Source organism: Sphingomonas sp. Leaf37 (assembly GCF_920939475.1).
In the GTDB taxonomy this organism is placed as follows: domain Bacteria; phylum Pseudomonadota; class Alphaproteobacteria; order Sphingomonadales; family Sphingomonadaceae; genus Sphingomonas.
This window is the reverse complement of record NZ_CAKLAX010000001.1, coordinates 192,441-210,815: the sequence shown is the minus strand read 5'-3', so window position 1 is coordinate 210,815 and position 18,375 is coordinate 192,441. Positions and strand designations below refer to the sequence as shown.

Genomic DNA, 18,375 nt, shown 5'->3' with positions numbered 1-18,375 from the left:
GTCTCAGAGGTTATAGGCGTGGCGCAGCCGATCGATAACGACCTCTCTCGTCATAGCGACGCCAAACTGCTTCGGCGTGAAATCGTCCTGCCCGGCGAGGGCGTCAATGAACGCCTGCATATCGGCCTTGATCTTTTCGGGCAGGTCAAACGTCGCCTCCGCGCTCAGGAGCTGGAGCAGGCGCGCCACATCGTTGCGGTGCTTCTTCACATCTCTGTCGTCGACTTTCTCGCCCTCCGCACGACGGCGGCTGAGATCAACCCAGGCACGCGCCTTGAAGGGAATAAGGCCGGCTTCATCGAGAACCGGCACGCCGTCCAGCGACCGCCCCATCGTCTTGAGAAACGCATAATAGTCGGCGTCGAGCAGGATGGCCGACAGGCTCGCAGCTTCCTCGGCGATCGGGATCGGCGTGAGCTGGCTACCGGGCGCCAGCTCAAATCCTTCCGGCGCATTGGAGAACAGCTCCAACATCGCCGGGTAGCCCTCGGTCGACGGTTCGGCGAACCGGTAGAGAATCCGTTCGCCTTCGCTCCGCTGCCGGATCTCGTATCCGCCTGCCTCGACAAAGGCCATGAACGTCTCGGAGAATGCCGGGTCGAGTGCCTCGACGATGAGGACAATATCAAGATCCTTGGTCGCGCGAAAATCGAGACCGGCTTCCTCCATGATCAGCTCGCATGCCGCTCCGCCGATCAGCACATATTGGTGCTCATGGCCGGAAAAATGTGCGCGAAAGCGGTCGACGCCAGCTACCATCCAAAGGGCTCCAAAAGGTGATCGGCTGCCTGCGCGACTCGTTCGTCGGCGTCATGCCGTGCGCTCAGATAGAGCGAAAGTCGGTCGGCAACCTCGTTGTCGCTAAGGACTTGGGGATCATAGGCCCATGTCTGGACCTCGATCCGGCGTTCGTCATAGGCCCAGGCAGTTTCCAATCCGTGATGCCGCGCCATCCGCTTCCATGCGGCGGCCGGCGCCGCCCTGCACTCAATTCGCGGTTCGTTGAGCATCGTATATCGGGCAAGGGCGCTTTCGCCCGCCAACACCGCCTCGTTCAGGGGCAGATCACCCGTGACATAACGAATCTTGCGCACCGGCGATTGTAAGCGCTCCTCGACCGCGCGCCAAAGGTCGCCGCCACCAAAGCGAAGGCTGAGGCGACGTTGGCGGCCGACGCGGTGCGGCCGCGCCAGTTCGAGCGCTTCCAGTTCATCGAACGCCCGGCTCATGCTCATGATCGCGACTTGGTAGCGCTCGGCGAGCTGGGTCAGGCTGGCATCGTTCACATCGTGCCCAAGCAGGGCGGCCAGAATTACGACCTGAGTGGTGGGAGACACCTGCTCCGACGACGGTCCCGGTTCGCTGGAATAGGTCTCGCGCAGGTCGACAAACGCTTCGGGCACATAGAATTGTGCGCTCGGCGAGATGAACGCGACGCGCTTCTCCACTAGGCGCCGACGCAATGCCGCCGGTACAGCTTCGAGCAATAGCACGAACAGGCGTGCATCGATATGGCGTCGCATCTGGTCCCGATGCTTCAGGAACTCGTCAACACCCCCTATTCCGCCGCTTTGCGGAACGATGAACACGGTCGGGCTGTCGAGCAGTTCCCCGCGCCACAAGGTGTAGCGATCATACAAGAAGTGCGGGAGCCCGAGCGGCTTAATGGGGTCGAGATGGAGGTGCGCACCGAAAGCCTCGCGCGCATAAGTTTCCGATGCGTTCGCCAGCGCGCGTAATCGCAGGTCAGGAAATCCATCTAACATCGCACCGGCTAACTAACAGCAGTGGTGTTAAATATCCACTTCAATGTTAGATAGCATGGTTCCCGTTTGTTCGGCAGCGATCCGCTGCTCTATTTCATGGGCTTCGGACACGCCCAGGCTGACCAGTCGGCCGAGCACGGCGTCGATGCGCGCACGTTCGGGATGGTCGCGCCGCAACAGGGTGACATCCTCTTCGGCAGCCTTTTCGAACCATTGGGCGACCTTTCGCCCGATACCGAGTGAATGCCACATCGACGGATCGGCTTGGACGACGTCTAGCCAAGTCTCAACCGCGAACAGCAGGAAATCGAGGTGACGAACCGTTGGTGCGACCGACAGGCTGTTCATCGTGCACATCGCCACGAACGGGGTCGGACCACCAGAAAGCAATGGCCGCAACGTGTCGAGCAGCGGGTCGAGCCGGTCGATCACCGCGGGAACCAGATAGCTCTCGGTGCTGGCGAACGGGTTGTAGGTGTTCATCAGCAGCTTCGCGATAGCCGGCCCGGTCTCGAAATCGATCCGAAGATCGCCGGGACGACCATCCCGAGCCCATCGTGCAAGCCCGATCGTCCGCGCGACCAAGTGCCCGCGCAGGTCGCGAGCCCGATCGGCCGTCCGGTCCCGATCGTTGAAATAGCGAACGTCGGCTGCGTGAACGAGCGTATCGAGGACATCGCAGAACGACCGATCGGGAAGCTCGACGATCGGCCGGAGGTGGCGTTCGAACCGCGCTTCGTCCGCGTCCATCAGCATTGCCGCGAACAGGACATAGAATTGATGGTTCCAGTCGTCCGGCGTCCGATCCAACTCGGCGCGAGCTGGATACCCATGGGCGTTCAGCCGCGCCGACCAAGGGGCATAGGCATCGATCAGTTCCTCGTACCAACCAGGCGTGCCCTTGGTTTCGACATTCAGGAGGCCGAGCCATTTTGCGATGCCCTGTGCATCGACATGGACCGACGCCCTCTCGGACCGAGGCGTCCAAGTCTCGTCATCTCGGTCGACGTCGATCCCGTCGCCATCGGCGGAGAGCCGCAGCCGAGACCCATTCCGAATAGATGGCGCCTCTTCCGGGAGGACCGGCCAAGTCGGCTCCAGCCCGCCATCGAGCCAGGCGATCTCTGTCGCGACCGCCTCTCCATCGCGGCGCGCCTTCTCAGTTTCATACGCTGCGCCGTCGGCCGGATCTTCGTCATAGGGACTCCACCGCCAGCGCCGACACGCGAAGGCGATCCGGATGACCGATTTCAAAACGCGGGGATCGATCTCGTTGACGCGCGCCAGCGCAGCGGCAAAGGCCGGTACGCCGGCGCGATCGCTGCGGGCTGCGGTTTCGACCAAAAGGTTGCGATCCGTCGGCAGCCGGCGCCGGTGCCAGAGATGGATGAGCGCGCATATGCCCATCCCTGGCCGATTGAATTGCAACATCTCGGAGGAACCGTAAGGATCGATCTCTTCCTCGAGCGCCTTGGCGATGACCGCCCGCACCCAGGCTTCATGCTCGTCCAACAGCGCATCGTCGCCGTCGCGGGCGACCAGCATGGCCGTCGCAATCAGCCGGGTCGTTCGCGCCTTCAAATCGTCGACGTCGGCATAATCGGGCAGCTCGCCGGCAGCATAATCCACCGCCTCCCGGGCGATCTCCGCCGATCCCTTGGCCGGGTCGTTCGTCGCGAGGTGGATCTTCGCGTCAAGATTGCTCGAATGAACGAGCTTCAGGCGGCTTTCCTCCAGCTTCGCAAGATGCGCAGCTTCGGCTGGCGGTGACCGATAGCCAAGACCGCCATCAACCTCGATCCAATTGCTCCGGTCCAGCATATTGAGCGCATAGGCCCCCATGAATGCGGGATCACCGAAGCTGGCGTGGTCGGCATAGAGACCGATCTTCGCCACGGCTTCGCCCAGCAACGCGCGGAGACGGCGCCCGCCGTCATCATCGGCGATGTAGTATGGGAGAAGCTGTTCGAGGATCACGCCGCGTGAGGAGCGCTTAGCCAGCTCGGCCAGCTTGACCCGACCGGCGGGCTCCCTTTGCCCGTGGAGCATCCGGCCCAGCGCCTCGTGCGTCGAGCGCACGCGATCATTGGCGAGCAGTTCGGGGCAGGCCACGAACGGAACGAGCGCGTCTCGCGTATCGGGCCAATGTGACAGGAGGACATCGATCGTAATCAAGAGATAGGCAGCGCAGCTTCCCTCCGGTCCCAGAATATCGCCGAGGAGGGCCTGCACGTCTTCGCCTCTGTCGAGACGCTCCTGAGACCAGGCCTCCAGCGCCATGAGCCCTGACGCCGCGGAATAGTCCCGCGCCTGATCGCGCGACCAGAAATAGGTTTGAGGCCAAGGGAAGAAGCGCGGTTTCCCGTCAAGGACGATCGTATAGCCGTTCGTCTCCGTCGTTTTTCCGTCGGCATGATACGTCACCGCTGTCGCGATGAGCTTGCGAATGAGGGTGAGCCCGATATCCGGTGCGGCGTCGAGCAGATCGAGGAACGGCGGCTGGGCCGGTGATGGTGGCATATAGTCGGTGTCGCTGAAACTCAGCGCCCGGCCCTTGGACTCGCGTCGTGACCGCTTCGGATCCGGGGCTTCGATCAGGGTCGCCTCAACCAGCGCGGCGAGTTCGGCTGGGGCGACCGTCGCCAGCGCCCGGCTGAATGGCCGGATGTCTTTGACCTTATAGCGATCCCTCTCCGTCGCCGCCGCTGCGAGATAGGCCTTGGCTTCGTTCGGCGCGTTCGCGGCCAGCACCAGCGTCATGGAGCGAAGCTCGTCGATCATCCGTTCGCGGGCCTGCCCCTCAAGCTTGGGAGCATCGGGCGGGGCAGGGATCATGATCGGGGTTGTCCGAAGATCGAGCTGCAGTAACCATCCGAACAGCATTTTCGCCGCCGTCCGTCCGTAGTCCGTTGGCGGCATCAATAGGAATATCTGGATCTCGACGAGCTTGACGACGGCTGCGATCGCCTGGACCGGGATCTCCGCGGCATGATCGAGGCACCACATCAGCAGCCAAGGCGCGGATGGCGTAGATGAGGTCCGCAGCGTTCCGGGGGTCAGCGGTATTTCCGCGCCCTTTGCCTCGGCCTTTGCGATAAGCTCCGCCATCGAGACCGTTTCCACCGCACTGATGGCGGTGGATAGCTCGACCAGCAGGGCGCCACCCCGCGCGAGCAAGATCGCGCTGCACCGATTCAGAAGCTCCTTGGCCCGCTCAGACCGGACAATCGCCATCAGGGCCTGACGCCGCCACGCATCGTGGGCACCCGGGCGGGACAGAGCGTCCAGAAGGTTCTGCCAGCCCGCGCAATCCTGTCCCTTCTCCAGCGCGAACCGGGCCGCAAATTCGATCCCGCGCGCCAGTCGCGATGAGGGCGGCACGCCTAGGTCGACCTCATTGAGGAGCGTGATGTCTTCGTGCAGCCGCGCCCCGATCGCCCAGTCGCGCAGCACGTCATGATAATAGCCGAGTTGATCGCGCTTCGGTTCGCTCAGGGTCAGGCTACGCAGCAGATGATCGCGCGCCGATGAATCTGTGGTCGCCTCGATCGTGTCGCGCCCGGCCAACGCGGCCTCGGCCAGCGCGGCGAGGAGGCGCTGGGCCGGACGGACATCCTCTGGCTTCGCGCCGTCGGCGGTCCGCCACCAATGGTCGGCCAGCGCCGCTTCGGTGCGGACCTCGACCGTGCTCGGCACTTTGAGCAACTGGGTCAGGCGGTAGAGATTGCGCGCGATGTCGGCGGCGGGGTGCCCGGGTGCAAGCAGGACGCGCAACTCTGGCGCTGCTGCGCTCAAGACGGCGACTTCGTCGTCGTCGAGTTCGCCGACGATGACCTGATAGGGCTTGCCGAGCACGGTAAGCGCGTCTTCGGCGAGCCAGTCGCTGCCCTCGACGCCGATGTCAGGTCTGGTCGAGACGACGACCGAGAAGCCCTCGATCCCGGCTATCCCGCGCAAGACGTCGTTGACGGTGCGCCGACGCTCCGCTGAGGCAAACATTTCAAGCCCGTCGATAAACAGGATTCCGCCGCCGCTTGCGGCAAGATAGCCGAGGAAATCCTTGGCGGTCCCAGGCACATCGAGGCGCTGAGCGAGCGCAGCCCAGCCGCCATCGGGTGTCCCGATCAGATCGAGGACGATAACGTGCGCTTCCCGCCCTTGTCGCTCAGCAAAGTGGCGCAGCACATAGGATTTTCCGGCACCGGGCTTGCCCGTGATCTCGATGAAGCGGTGCGTGTCGCGCGCCGCGTCGAGCGCGGCGAGCGCACCTAAGCGTGGCAGGTTGATGCCGCCGACCGTCGTGCCGATGTCCATCAGCGCAAAGCGCGACATTTCCGCCAACCGCGCGCGCGCCAAGGCATAGTGTCGAGCACCTGCTAGGCGGAAGCCGCGCGCCGTCAGCGCCGCGACCAGCTCGTCGCGCGTGAGCGACCCTCCGGTCTTGCCGGTCAGAATCACCAGTTCGATGAGATTGCTCCAGAGGGCCTCGGCGCGAGCCGCGTCCTCGGGGGCCAGCGCCTGTCCTGCGAGCGTGAGCGCATGAGCCCGGGCCTGCGGGGCGCCGGACTCGAAGTCAAACTCAAGGATCAGGAACCGCCGGACGATGGCCCAGATAGCCTCGTCATCATCCGCTACGCCAAAGGCGACAAGATGGGTGCGGAACGTCTGGGCGAAACTGCGCATAGCGTCACTGGCGACGCCTTTGCGCGCCAGTGACGCAAAGAACTGGGTACCTGACTCCGCCGTGCGCGCCCGTTCGAGCACGTCTTGATAGGGGCCGGAAATCGCGAAGCTGGTGCGCTGAGTGGCAACGGCGAGAAGATGGCGATCGGTCGGCTTGCTGGCCGGGTCACTCCTCACGATCTGGTCGCAGACACCCTCGAAGAGGCCGTCCTTCGGGGCGAAGGTGATTGTGCGCTTCGACTGGATTTCAAGCAGCGAGCTGCCTTTGTCCGACACGCCATGAATAATCAGATCGTCCAGGGCATAGCCTTCATCGATGCCCTGAAATTGCACCCGTTCGATCCGCGCGTCCGGTAGTCCCCGCGCCTCACTGCCCGCCAGCATCTGGAGAAGATAAAAGGCGCCAAGCTCGCCCTCGATATAGGTTCCTGCACCTCCACGCCCAACGGGGCTGGAGCCGTTTTCCATTTCCTTTGCTTGGTCTTCGGGCGCGTGATCCATGGTGCTCGCTGTCTCGTCACGGCCAACAGGTCGTATGTTGCTTCGATAGCGTGTGCACCACCTTCAATCGAATCGTTTTGGGTATCGGGTCGCCGCCGCAGCGCAACTGCAGAGCAGATCAAGCGGAACTTTCGAACCCGTTCACTGGAATAATCTTTCGACTCGCGGCATCGAAGGTCAAAAGCACAGTCCCGCTTACCGGTTTGTAGGTTAGCAAGGCCCTGACATCCGCTTCGGCCAAGCGATCATTCAATAGATCGCGAATGAGATCGACAAACGCGCCGATGCCGGCTTCCGCTGTCTCCGCATCAATTTCTGTCTGGATCAGAAACTTGAAATTTGGGCCGGGCACCATCTCGCCGGTGATCGAATAGGCAAGTGAGAAGCGCTCTGTTGGCGAAACTTTCCCGGATGTCCCAACGGCGGTAACGGTCAGGCCCGAGGCACTCCGCCACAGCGCTATTGCTGCACCCTTGAAGGCGGCATAGGCATCCTTGCCGGCCTCTTGCAGGACCCCGTTGAAAAACCCGGCGGCGACGAAGAGAGCCAGAGCGGTCGGGAGGTAGAGCTCAACTCCGGCATACGGGCCGCCTGGATGACGGATAACCCCGAGGTTCAATCCGAGTTCGTCGAGATGGGCTCGAACGTCCGCTTCAATGTTGTCGGGCAGCCCGTCCTGAATCACCAACAGGATGTCCGGCCGGCCCAACAGACTGTTTCTCTGCTCCTTCATGCTCGCCCTCAATTACCGTAATCATTTCTGACGCACTTGCGTGATTTAGAAAAGGCTGGTCATCGGGTCGCGAGGCCGGCTGAACGAGAGCTTGCTTCTCCCGACTGCCATCAGAAAGTGGATTGGTACCAATCGGCCGTGTTCCTGTCGATCTGTGACGTGGTTGGCCGCGGGCTGAACGTCTCCTTCTGACAGGAGCTGCCGTTCGGAATGTCGCGTGCATACGACGGCTTTGTCCCATGAGAAGCCGGTGGCTCTCCGGCAACAGTCGACCAGAGCCGATCGTCTCAATAATCTCTGCGGACGTCCGGTCCTAAGCCGCCGATCTCGCAGTTCGAAGCGGACGATTAGCCACGCTCCTCATCTCTGCAATTCACGGGCCCGGTCCGACAGATCGAAAGCGATCGATCGTTGGTCTAGTAGATCGCTGTATGGACTGCGTCGTTGCGCAGGCGGAGCGCCGCATCTACGCCTCCATCGATTATCTGGGGACAAATCCAATCTAGGGGCAATCATGGCAACGACAGCAGCCGAGCCGGCTCTCCCGACTCTTGAACCGGCACGTGCGCCGATGTCGCGATCACGCAAGAAGGTCGATCGGCGACCGGGCGCCGCGCTTGCCGTCGACGAGCCAGATTATGTGCCGCCCGATTTCAGCGCGAGTCGCCAGATCCGTATCGGTTCGAGCTTTATCGAGCAGTTTGTCGCAGGGCATGATGCGAGCGATGTACTGCGCGAGGTCGTGCAGAATGAATATGACGGCGGCGGTGAACGCCTGAAGCTCACATTCGGGAGCCGATCGCTTGAGGTTGCGGGTACGGGGCGGAACATCGACGCGAAGGGCTGGGAGAGGCTTTCGGTCATCGTCGGAACCGGCAATGTAATGGGCAGCCGCCAAGGCGAAGTTGTCGCGCCGAAGGAAAATGGAATCGGCTCCAAGAATTTCGGGCTGCGCTCACTTTTCCGGTTTGGCGATACCATCCATGTGCGTTCTGGCGGCCAAGTCGCGCTGCTCGATCTCCACACACAGGAAACAGCGCGCGTGCGCGATCTGGCGTGGAGCGGCGAGAAGGGCGTCCGCGTCCATATCCCCTATCGCCAAGCCTCCACCGAACGGCTCGAGGCTTTTACTCTGGAACGCGAGCAGCATGCGCTCGACCTGATGGCCGGCGGTCTTGCCGACACGCTGGTCAAGCTGGCGCTGAGCGGCAAGCGTAGAGGGTTACGCGAGGTCCAGATTCAGTCGATCCGAACCGGCCGTTCCTTGCGCTGGAAACAGGATGCGACGGCCGGCCGCAGTCGTGTCGTTGGGGTCGCAATGGTCATCCGTAGCGGGCGGCTTGTCGATGGCAATGCGAAGGGCATGCCGTTCCAAGAAGAAGAATTTTCGCGTAGCGTCGAGATTCCCGCCGGGCATGCGGGACGGGCATTTCCAGCCTATTATCGCCTGCCGGGCGGGTGCGTGAAGATCGCGGTGTCGGTCCCCATAGCGCGCAAGCGTGTTGATTTCGGTCAGCACGGGCACTTCTATTATCCGCTGAAAGCACCGTCATCGCGAACCGGCTGTGCCGTCAGCGTCAGCGCGCGCTTCGAACTCAATACCGATCGCAGCGGTGTCAACGATCATGTCTGGAACGATTGGCTGATTGATCAGGCGGTCGATCTAACCGTTGCTCTCCTAAAGGATGACTGGTTCGGGCGTTACGGGGCCGACGCCTTCAAGGCCTTGATTAGCAATGGCTTGGCCAGCCCGGATCGCTTTGCGACAAAACTTGCAGAGCGGCTGGCGGGTGATGCGTGCTGGCCGACCCGCGCGCGCGGTGACGAACGTTTCGCGACGGCCAGTAACATCGTGCTGCCCAGCGACGATGCGCTCGCCGGCTTTCTCGGCGACAGCCGATATCTCGATCCTGCAATTAGCGGCGACTCGCCGCTGCGCCTGCTCGTCGCCAGCTGCGGTGCAAAGCCGTTCACAATCTCGTCATTGGTTCGCCTGCGTTGTGCCGGGAAGGACGAGACGGGGCTCGCCACGAAGGTCGCTGGCGATGCAAATTTCTACTTCACTGACTATCCCGCGCATATCACTAGGGTCGACATGCAGGTGCAGTCGGCTACCGGGTTGTCCGTCTTCTGGCGTAAGCTGACGCGGCCGAATAAGTCCGATCTGGCCAATAGCGCTTCGACACTAAGCGCGACAGGCGAACTTCGGCCGGCGAATCAGCTCATGATCGTCGATCGCGACCTTTGGGACGACTGTCCCGAGCCCGAGACCAATCGGCTTCACCCGGCGCTCGCGCCCTACAAGGCCGTTTCGGGCCATTGCCGCGTCTTTAACGAAGAGCAATGGCTGATCGATGCCGCCGGTCGGGCGTCGAACGCGGCACCCGACGACCGTGAGCGCGAGACGCTTTACCGGAAATTGCTGGCACGCACGGCACCGATCAGCCGCGCCGCGCTCACTGCGTTGCGCAACAATCCGGTGGTAAAGAACCAGCGCGGTGCCTGGGTGGCTCCAATCGATCTTGTGTTGCTCAAACGCCCCCTCGCGCGCCTGCTCGATCCGGTGGTCGACGCGCCGTCGCGCGAGCTCATCGCTGCGACGGCGCTCCTCTCTCGCCTGCGGCTGCGCGACAGCTTGAGCGGCGCCGACCTTGTGCGCTGTGCCGAGGGCCTAGCGGATCGGCCTGAGATCGCCGAGCGCTTCGAAGCCTTGTTGTCTGACCATCTGAAGCTTCTAACGGCGCCAGTCATCGAAGCTCTGCGGGCGATTCCTTGCCTCAAGGCGCGTTCCGGCGCGCTCGCGGTGCCGGCGGCGCTCCATCTCGATACCCCGACCAACCGACTGTGCATCGACGACGCGAACGCGATCGTCGCTGGAGCCAATGATCTCCTCTATCGCAAGTTGAAGCTCAAGCCGGCTCCCGACGTCGAAACGTTGCTCGGCATTGTCGCGAAGCACCGAGAGACAGGAACTGCTCCAGCACGCGCGGACCTGCTTTATCCGGCACTGGTCGAGGCGATGCGACTTGAACGACGCCCGAAATCCGACGTCGCCGACGTGCCAATCTGCTGGGTGCAAAATGGCTATCACTCACCCTCGTCGATCCTCGTTGGCACCCGCGTCGTGGCGCCGCTCGCCGAGGCAATCCCAATTTACCGCGCGCTAGAAGATGTCGGCCGCGCCTATCGGGATCTTGGCGCACCGGACCAAGCCGATGAAAGCCATTGGCGGCGCTTTTTCGCAAAGGTCGGATCCGCCTGGGCCACGCAAGCTCCGCTCGATCAGCGTCGGCGGCGCCTGCTGCTCGAAGCCTATCAATTTCGTGGCGCGACCGGCCTGCCCCTAGGTCTGGAGGAGACACCATGTCTGCTGGATGACCAGAGTCGTCTGTTCACTCCAAGCAAGTTGCACGCGGGACGATTGGTCGAGCCGGACTTTCCGGCACTCGAGGATGCGCTGCGCAATACCGGAAGCACCATCGGCGTGATCGAGCGCAGCGAACGTTCGCGCAGCTTTTTCTGGGGGCTCGGCATCCGACCCTTGTCGGCAATTGCCGGCGCGAGCGAACCAGCTCTTGGACAGACCGGCCGTCCGCCTTTCTGGTTCAAGGCCAAGCTCGGTGATCGTGTGCTCGCCATGCTTCACCGATCGCTCTTTGCACGCGCGCTGTTCGAGGTTGCTTCGCGCAATCGCCACCATCATGCGGGTTTTACACCCTCGGATTTGGCAACGATTGCGCAGCGCCTCCATTCCATTCGCGAGATCGGCTTTTTCCAGACGATGGCGCGGCGCTACCATGTCGGCGGCGTGACCATCCCGGTCCCGGCGCAGATTGCCATCAGCGGCGATCGCATCGCCTTGTTGCCGCCCAAGACCAAGCACAGCTTCCAGCTTCTACTTGCGGAAGCGCTCGCCGAGATCGCCGGCGCGACGAGCGTATCGACGATGCGCATTATCGCAAACGCCTTTCTGCCGCTTCTGCTTTGCGGGACCCAGGAAGAGCTTGTCGACTATCTCGATCAGCTCGGCATTCCGCATCGCCGGCGCCTGGATGAGGACGATGAAGCCGACCTCAGCCTAGATGACGAGGACGAAGGCGAAGGCAGATCGGCAAGCGACGACGCAGAGGAACTGGCGCTGAGGCAGGTGTTCGACAATCTCGACACATCGGGCTCGGGCAATGCCGATCCCGTCGAGCCAGTCGATTGCGTCGAGCCAGAAACGCCCGGCGATGGAGCATCGCCTCAATCGTCCCCTCTGCCGCCAGCACCGCCGTCCTTCGTGCTGCCCGACCTGGATGATGTATCGTTGACGGTCACACCCGCCCACGGGACGGAGATCGCGCCGCGCGAGCCCTCTAGCCGTGGCGGAGGCGGATCGTCTGGTCTGTGGCTGCCGCCGACCCCGGCCGAGATCGAGCGAGCCGGACTGGTCGGGCAGCGCGGTGAGGAACTTGTCTATCGGCTGGAGCTCGAAAAGGCCCGGGCGATGGGCTTTGACGAGCCAGAACGCTACGTCGTGTGGACATCACAAACTGAGCCCGGTGCTGACCATGACATTCGTTCGGTCGATGCCGAGGGGCGTCCGCGCTGGCTTGAGGTCAAGTCCACAACCGGTAGCGACGGGCGGTTCGACTGGTCGCGTAAGGAGTTCGAAAAGGCGCTTCGCGAGCGCGAGCGCTACGAATTGTGGCGAGTCTACAGGGTTTCCGACCGTTCGCCGACCGCGAAATGCTTTCCGAACCCGGCGGCGATGCTCGGTACGCGTCAGATCGCGCTCGAACTCGCCGGGCTTCGCGCGAATATCGAAGACATGGGTTGAGCCGCTTCGATGGTTTTTGGTAAGAAGGGAACGCTGCACGATGACGCAGCAACATCTGATGATCGCGGTCAATTGGTATGGGCCATACAAAGACCTCGACCATGCACGCGAATGCGCGCGCCATGACTATGTGCACGGCCTGTATCTCGCGATCGGAAAGTGCCGCGGTGAGCGGATGAAAATCCTGCAATATGTGGGCATTGGCAATGCGATTCACACGCGGCTCAACGATCGACACCATAAGCTAGGGCTCATCTCGCGCGAGCGCGAAATCTGGCTGGGCGAGATCGCGACTGCCGAACCGTCGGGCAGGCGGCTGAAGGCAACACGGACCACGCTCGATTTTGCCGAATGGCTGCACGCGCGCTTCCTTCGCCTGCCGCTCAACGACAAGAAGACCAAGGCGCTGCCAACCCGCAGTGTGACGGTCCTCAACCGCTGGTTCGGGCTCGACTATGAAACGCCGAAGCGTCGGCCGCATAAGGACTGGCCCGACCTTATCGATTATCCGGATTTCCAACTCCCGGCCCGAACTGTCTGGTTTGGCGTTCGCCAGCGTCGGTTCTTGGCGCCCGATTATGCGGCCGGGCCCGGCTGAACTACGATCGGCGTCGACGCTTTCGGGTCAGGTCGCAAGCTGCGTCATCTTCGGCGTCGGCCCGCCCGACCAGCGATACTCGTAATGCGCCGCCGGTCGGACATTCAGCACGATCCGCAGGCGATGCCGCTGCCGCTGGGTTTCCTTAGACTGTTGGACAATAGGCCATTGGTACGCTGACGGCGCAAATCCTTGCCGGCAGGCGAACGGTTTACTCCGTGCAAACGAATCTAGGGCAGCTGTCCGCTCGTCACCCCTTGGAAGCTGAAGACCGCTCACGCCCAACCCAGCCATTCGATGTCGACGTTTGAGCATCCTCGCGAGCGTCGGCTCTTGGCGTAACCCGACATTCAGCGACCAAGCCAGGAAGGGCAGCAAAGTCCCAACCCAGGCCGTTTCGAGCGCCGGGCTGAAGCGGCCAAAGCAGTCGATCCGCGCACGTCAATGAGCGAATGCTTTCGGGAAGCGGCAAGGGCTGCGTGAGCGACCGGGAATGGGTCGAGCTCGATAAAAGGTGGGCGCTTCTACGATAGCCCTATTGAGCAAATACGACGGTGTGATATGCCTTGAAACACCGATGGCGAGCCCAGAGCGCGTACTCGAACCATCGCTACAAGCCTCGTGGCGGGCCATAAAACGGGCCATCATTTAAACCACACAGGTCTTTGATTTTCTTATCAAATTCTTGCTTGCAGAACGCGGTTCCTCTTCTGGCACCATTCTCCCTAGGCTATAGAAAAGCCTAGGAAATCGCTGAGAATTAACGGTTTTAGTTGATTGTTACAGATGTAACAGGAGCTGAAAGCCATGTGCAACTATCTCGCCAAGTGCGGTTGCACCTACTATCTTCGGCACGCTATCTTCGTTGGCCGACGGCCTATCTTAGGCAGTCGGGCTGAGTTCATGCTATCGCTACGGTCCAAGGCTGCGCACAGGCGGAAAAATCCGGGAGCGGATCGACATGCATCTGAGCGATGTTGGTCGGACACAGGAATCGAGCGACGAGTTTATCTGGAAGGCCGGCGCGGTGACTGACGTGCTGCCCTATCGTGCACCCGGCAGCGACGAGGCACGCCGGGCGATCCCGGACATTCCACTTGCCGAACTCGCCGCGGTGGTGCGGGATAATCCGGCGTTACTCGACGAGCCCGATCCGGCACGCGAACTGGCACGGATGCTGGGTGTCGAGCGGCTGGCAGCCGTCTCGCGCGCCCGTCTCGACGAGGCGATCGCGCGATGCCGTGGTAGCGATGCGTTACCGTCTGTCACGCCGACCATGCCCGGAGCGGCATGACCGTGGTGCGTTTTCTTCATTCGAGCGACCTGCATCTCGGCAAGCGCTTCGGCAACTTCACGGGTGACCTGCCCGGCCGCCTGCGGGAGGCACGACACGCAGTGATCGGCAAGCTCGCCGCGCATGCGCGTGAGCACAGCGTCGAAACGATCCTGCTTGCCGGCGACACGTTCGATACCGAGACCCCGGCTGCCGACGTCCGACGGCAGGCGCTGACCGAGATGGCGCATCATGCCCCGATCCACTGGGTGATCCTGCCCGGCAATCACGACTCATTACAGGCGACTGAATTGTGGGCGCAGCTTGCCCGCGAGGCACCTGACAATGTCGTTCTTGCGACAACTGCGGCTCCGATCGCGCTCGCTGAGGGTGCGGTTCTTCTCCCCGCGCCTTGCACCACCCGCCGCCCCGGCCGCGATCTCAGCGAGTGGATGGATGGCGCAAGCACATCCGACGGTGCGATCCGCATCGGGTTAGCGCATGGTCCGATCCAGACGTTTTCCGAAGAGGGCGTCGGCACCGAGGTGATCGCACCGGACCGCGCGCGTCGTGCCGGTCTGGATTATCTGGCGCTGGGAGACTGGCATGGTGCCCTGGCGATCGATCCACGTACCCATTACAGCGGTTCACCCGAACAGGATCGCTTCAAACATGACCGGCCCGGCACGGCATTGCTGGTCGATATCGCCGGAGCGGGCGCAGTGCCCGAGGTGACGTCGCTCGCTACAGCAGGCTTCGCGTGGCGAACGCTCGATCTCCATCTGCTCGCGGGCGACGATCCCGGGACCATGTGCGACGCGCTGTTGCCCGACTTGCGGGATCGTCGACAGACGTTGGCGAAGGTCGTCGCAAGCGGTCGCACCGGTCTTGCGGCCCGGATGGCGCTGGAATCGGCGATCGCCCGCGCTGCGCCCGACTTTGCGTGGCTCGATCTCGACATGTTTGGACTGGCAACGGAATGCGCTGTCGAGGATCTCGACCAGATAGACCGCGCGGGCGCGCTCCGTGAGGCGGCCGACGCACTACTCGTCGACAGCACCGATGCCAGCAAGCCAGCCGCCGACCGGGCGGTGGCCGCCGCTGCCCTGGCGCGTCTCTATGGCTATGCCCAGCAGGTATCACGATGAAACTTGCCGGTATCCGCTTTCACAACGTCAAGCGTTTCGCCGGACGTGGCGTCGCCATCGAGGGCATCGGAGAGGGCGTCAACGTCCTCTGCGCGGCCAACGAATTCGGCAAGTCGACGAGTTTCGAGGCGCTGCATGGCCTGTTTTTCCTGCCGCATTCCAGCACGGCGGGCGGCGTCCGCAACCTGCGTCCTTATAGCGGCGGCAACCCACTGATCGAGGCCGATATCGTCGTGGGAGACGCACGATACCGGATCACCAAGCAATTCTATACGGGACGCTTCGCCAAGGTCGTCGAACTCGCGTCAGGGCGGCTGATCGCACAGGCTGACGAAGCAGAGAATTTCATCGCCCGGCTGATTCAGGGCGGCGCGGGCGGGCCGGCAGGATTGCTGTGGGTACGTCAGGGTGTCACCGGGATCGAACCTCGCAGCCGCACGGATGAAGAAAGTGACCGGCAGGTCCGCACCAGCCTGCTTGAGTCCGTGCAGGGCGAAGTGGAGGCGGTGACGGGCGGCCGGCGTATGGCAGGGGTCATAGCCGCTGCTGTCGAGGCAACCGGAGAATTGCTCACTGCGACGGGCAAACCCAAGGCCGGTGGCCGCTATGCGACCGCAATCACACTGCGCGCCCAACTTGCCGACGAAGTTCGCTTGCTGGAGTCTGAAGTCACCGCGCTGCGGGACGAACTCGATCGACGCGGCATCGCTCAGCGCAGGCTCGTCGAGCTGGAGGATGCCGATGCGCGCGACGCCCGGCGGCAGGATGTCGACAGAGCCGAACGCGCCTTCGAGACCGCTCGCACCCAGGCCGATCGACTGAAGACGCTTCGGGCTGAACTGGATCTCGCCCGCGAACGGCGCGATGCCGCAGCGCGAGAGCACCGGCAGTTCGACGATGCACTTGCCGACGCGCAGCACGTAGCGGATGAAAGCGCGAAGGTGACCCGCCGCCGCGAAGAGGCCGTCGAGCGGCGCCGTTCGACGAGCGAGACGATCGCCACCGCGCGGGCTGAGGCGGAGGCGGCCGATACGGAAGCGACGGCGGCACGCGAACTGCTCCGTCTGCTCGACAGTGCCGAAAAGGCGCGTGATGCCGCCGCGCGGCGCACGGAATGGGAAGAACGGCTGCGGCATGCCGAGAGCGTTCGCGTCACGATCGGACAATGCGACGCGCAACTCGCGGGACTTCGGTTGCCGAAGGGTGCGGTCGATGAACTGACCGAACTGGATATCGAGATTGCTCGCATCCGCGCCGTGCAGGATGCAGCCCGCCCTTCCGTCACGATCGCCTATGACGATGCCGCCGCCCCGCGCATAACGATCGCGGGCATTGTGCTGAACCATGACGAGGAACGCGGCTACGATGGTCACGTCCAACTCATCGCGCCGGGGATCGGCACGATCACGTTACGATCGAACGCCGACGATCGCGATGACGGTCGCCTGACCACGAGGGAGGCGCAACGGCAGACGCTCCTCGCCTCGATGGGCGTGGCCGATCTGGCGGCGGCACGCGCGCAACAGGTTCGCGTTCAGGCGATCGAAGCGGAAGCGAACGAAGCCCGGGCGCAACTGAAGGTCATCGCGCCCGACGGGCTGGATGCGTTGCGCGAAACGGTGGCGGCGCTGGCCGATATCGATCCGGTGCCGGTCGATCTGACGGCGGACCCGGTCGCGACCCGCGCCGCATGCGACGGGGCCGAGCAGCGCCGGCACCAGGCCATGCAGACGATCCGCACGGCGGAGCCGGCGCGTGTGCATGCCGACGACGCATTTGTTGCGGCAGAGACCATGCTCGCCGGTCTCCGCGCCCGCGATGAGCAGATCAGGGCGATTCTCGGCCCCGTAGAGCGGCGTGACGCACGGCATCAGGAGCTCTCGGCGCGCCTTGCCGACTTCGATACCGCACTTACCAAAGCGGAAGGGGCGTATGATGCCCAGCGCGCCGATGCGCTGGATCTCGATGCGGTGGAAGCGGTGCTTCGCCGCGTCCGTTCCGTCGAGCAGTCGGCGGCAACCGAGGTCCAGCAGTTGCGGGAAATCATCGCTGGCCTGAATGCGCGCATCACGGCGCGGTCCGAAGAGGCGGTGGAAGAAAATTGGCGGGAGAAGGGCGAAGCCCTGGCCGCGGCGGAAGCGCGGGTCGCGGCCTTCGCGCAGGAGGTGGCCGTGCTTGCCCGGCTGACGCAGGCGCTGGAAGCCGCCCGCTCCGACGCGCGCGATCTTTATCTGAAGCCGGTGATGACCGAACTGCGCCCGCTGCTTGGACTGTTGTTCGACGATATCGAAATCGCCTTCGATGACCGGACGCTCCTTCCCCAGAAGATTGTCCGCAGCGGGCAGGAGGAAGATGTCGAGCGGTTGAGTGGCGGCATGCGCGAGCAATTGTCAGTCCTCACCCGCCTCGCTTTTGCGCGGCTGCTCGCACGTGACGGTCGCCCGGCACCGGTGATCCTGGACGACGCGCTGGTCTATTCGGACGACGACCGCATCGAACGCATGTTCGATGCGCTGCACCGTCAGGCGCGCGACCAGCAGATCATCGTCTTCTCCTGCCGCCAGCGAGCCTTCCAGAAACTGGGCGGCACCGTTCTACGGCTAACGGACTGGCTGCCGTGATCCGAATTGTCACGCAACACGCTTGATACACTGGATGACGCCGGCCGATCGTGATCAAATCTGTTCTGAGTACCGGATAACTCGAGCTGCCTCGGCATCCGGGAGATGATCAGGGCAGGCATCAACGTCGGACATAAAGCGGGGTGCACGAGATCGGGAAGCGGCTACCCCGTTCCTGATCAGCCTGTCCCAGCCACAGCCGAAGCAGCCGCGATCCAGGGCGTTGAAAA

At 63.0% G+C, this 18,375-nt stretch carries 9 protein-coding genes; 5 read left to right on the top strand and 4 right to left on the bottom strand.

From position 1 onward, the window contains the following. Positions 1–3: 3 nt before the first annotated feature. The 4 genes from LRA87_RS00750 to LRA87_RS00735 form a co-directional block, all read right to left on the bottom strand. A complete protein-coding gene (locus LRA87_RS00750) occupies positions 4–759 on the bottom strand; it encodes a hypothetical protein (protein WP_230628505.1) in 756 nt (251 codons plus the stop codon). Next, positions 753–1,766: a hypothetical protein gene (locus LRA87_RS00745; RefSeq protein WP_230628504.1), complete on the bottom strand. Its 1,014-nt coding sequence runs from the start codon at positions 1,764–1,766 to the stop codon at positions 753–755. Before LRA87_RS00745 ends, LRA87_RS00750 begins: the two co-directional genes overlap by 7 nt. Positions 1,767–1,793: 27 nt before the next feature. Beyond that, a complete protein-coding gene (locus LRA87_RS00740; RefSeq protein ID WP_230628503.1) occupies positions 1,794–6,950 on the bottom strand; it encodes an ATP-binding protein in 5,157 nt (1,718 codons plus the stop codon). A 118-nt stretch (positions 6,951–7,068) separates the two neighbouring features. Continuing rightward, positions 7,069–7,683: a hypothetical protein gene (locus LRA87_RS00735; RefSeq protein ID WP_230628502.1), complete on the bottom strand. Its 615-nt coding sequence runs from the start codon at positions 7,681–7,683 to the stop codon at positions 7,069–7,071. A gap of 514 nt (positions 7,684–8,197) precedes the next feature. Here LRA87_RS00735 and LRA87_RS00730 point away from each other — a divergent pair. The 5 genes from LRA87_RS00730 to LRA87_RS00710 all read left to right on the top strand — a co-directional run bounded on the left by LRA87_RS00730 (position 8,198) and on the right by LRA87_RS00710 (position 18,145). Next, entirely contained in the window at positions 8,198–12,505 is a 4,308-nt protein-coding gene (locus LRA87_RS00730; RefSeq protein ID WP_230628501.1) for a DUF3883 domain-containing protein, read from the top strand. Between the two features lie 40 nt (positions 12,506–12,545). Further along, positions 12,546–13,103: a hypothetical protein gene (locus LRA87_RS00725; protein WP_230628500.1), complete on the top strand. Its 558-nt coding sequence runs from the start codon at positions 12,546–12,548 to the stop codon at positions 13,101–13,103. A 961-nt stretch (positions 13,104–14,064) separates the two neighbouring features. After that, the gene (locus LRA87_RS00720; protein WP_230628499.1) at positions 14,065–14,397 is read left to right on the top strand and encodes a hypothetical protein; all 333 of its coding nucleotides are present in this window, start codon (positions 14,065–14,067) and stop codon (positions 14,395–14,397) included. Next, positions 14,394–15,524 (top strand): metallophosphoesterase family protein, encoded by a 1,131-nt coding sequence (locus tag LRA87_RS00715; RefSeq protein WP_230628498.1) that lies wholly within the window; start codon positions 14,394–14,396, stop codon positions 15,522–15,524. The genes LRA87_RS00720 and LRA87_RS00715 overlap by 4 nt, the downstream gene beginning before the upstream one ends. Next, on the top strand, positions 15,521–18,145 hold the full coding sequence (locus tag LRA87_RS00710; RefSeq protein ID WP_230628497.1) for an AAA family ATPase: 2,625 nt from the start codon (positions 15,521–15,523) through the stop codon (positions 18,143–18,145). The genes LRA87_RS00715 and LRA87_RS00710 overlap by 4 nt, the downstream gene beginning before the upstream one ends. Positions 18,146–18,375: the final 230 nt, after the last annotated feature.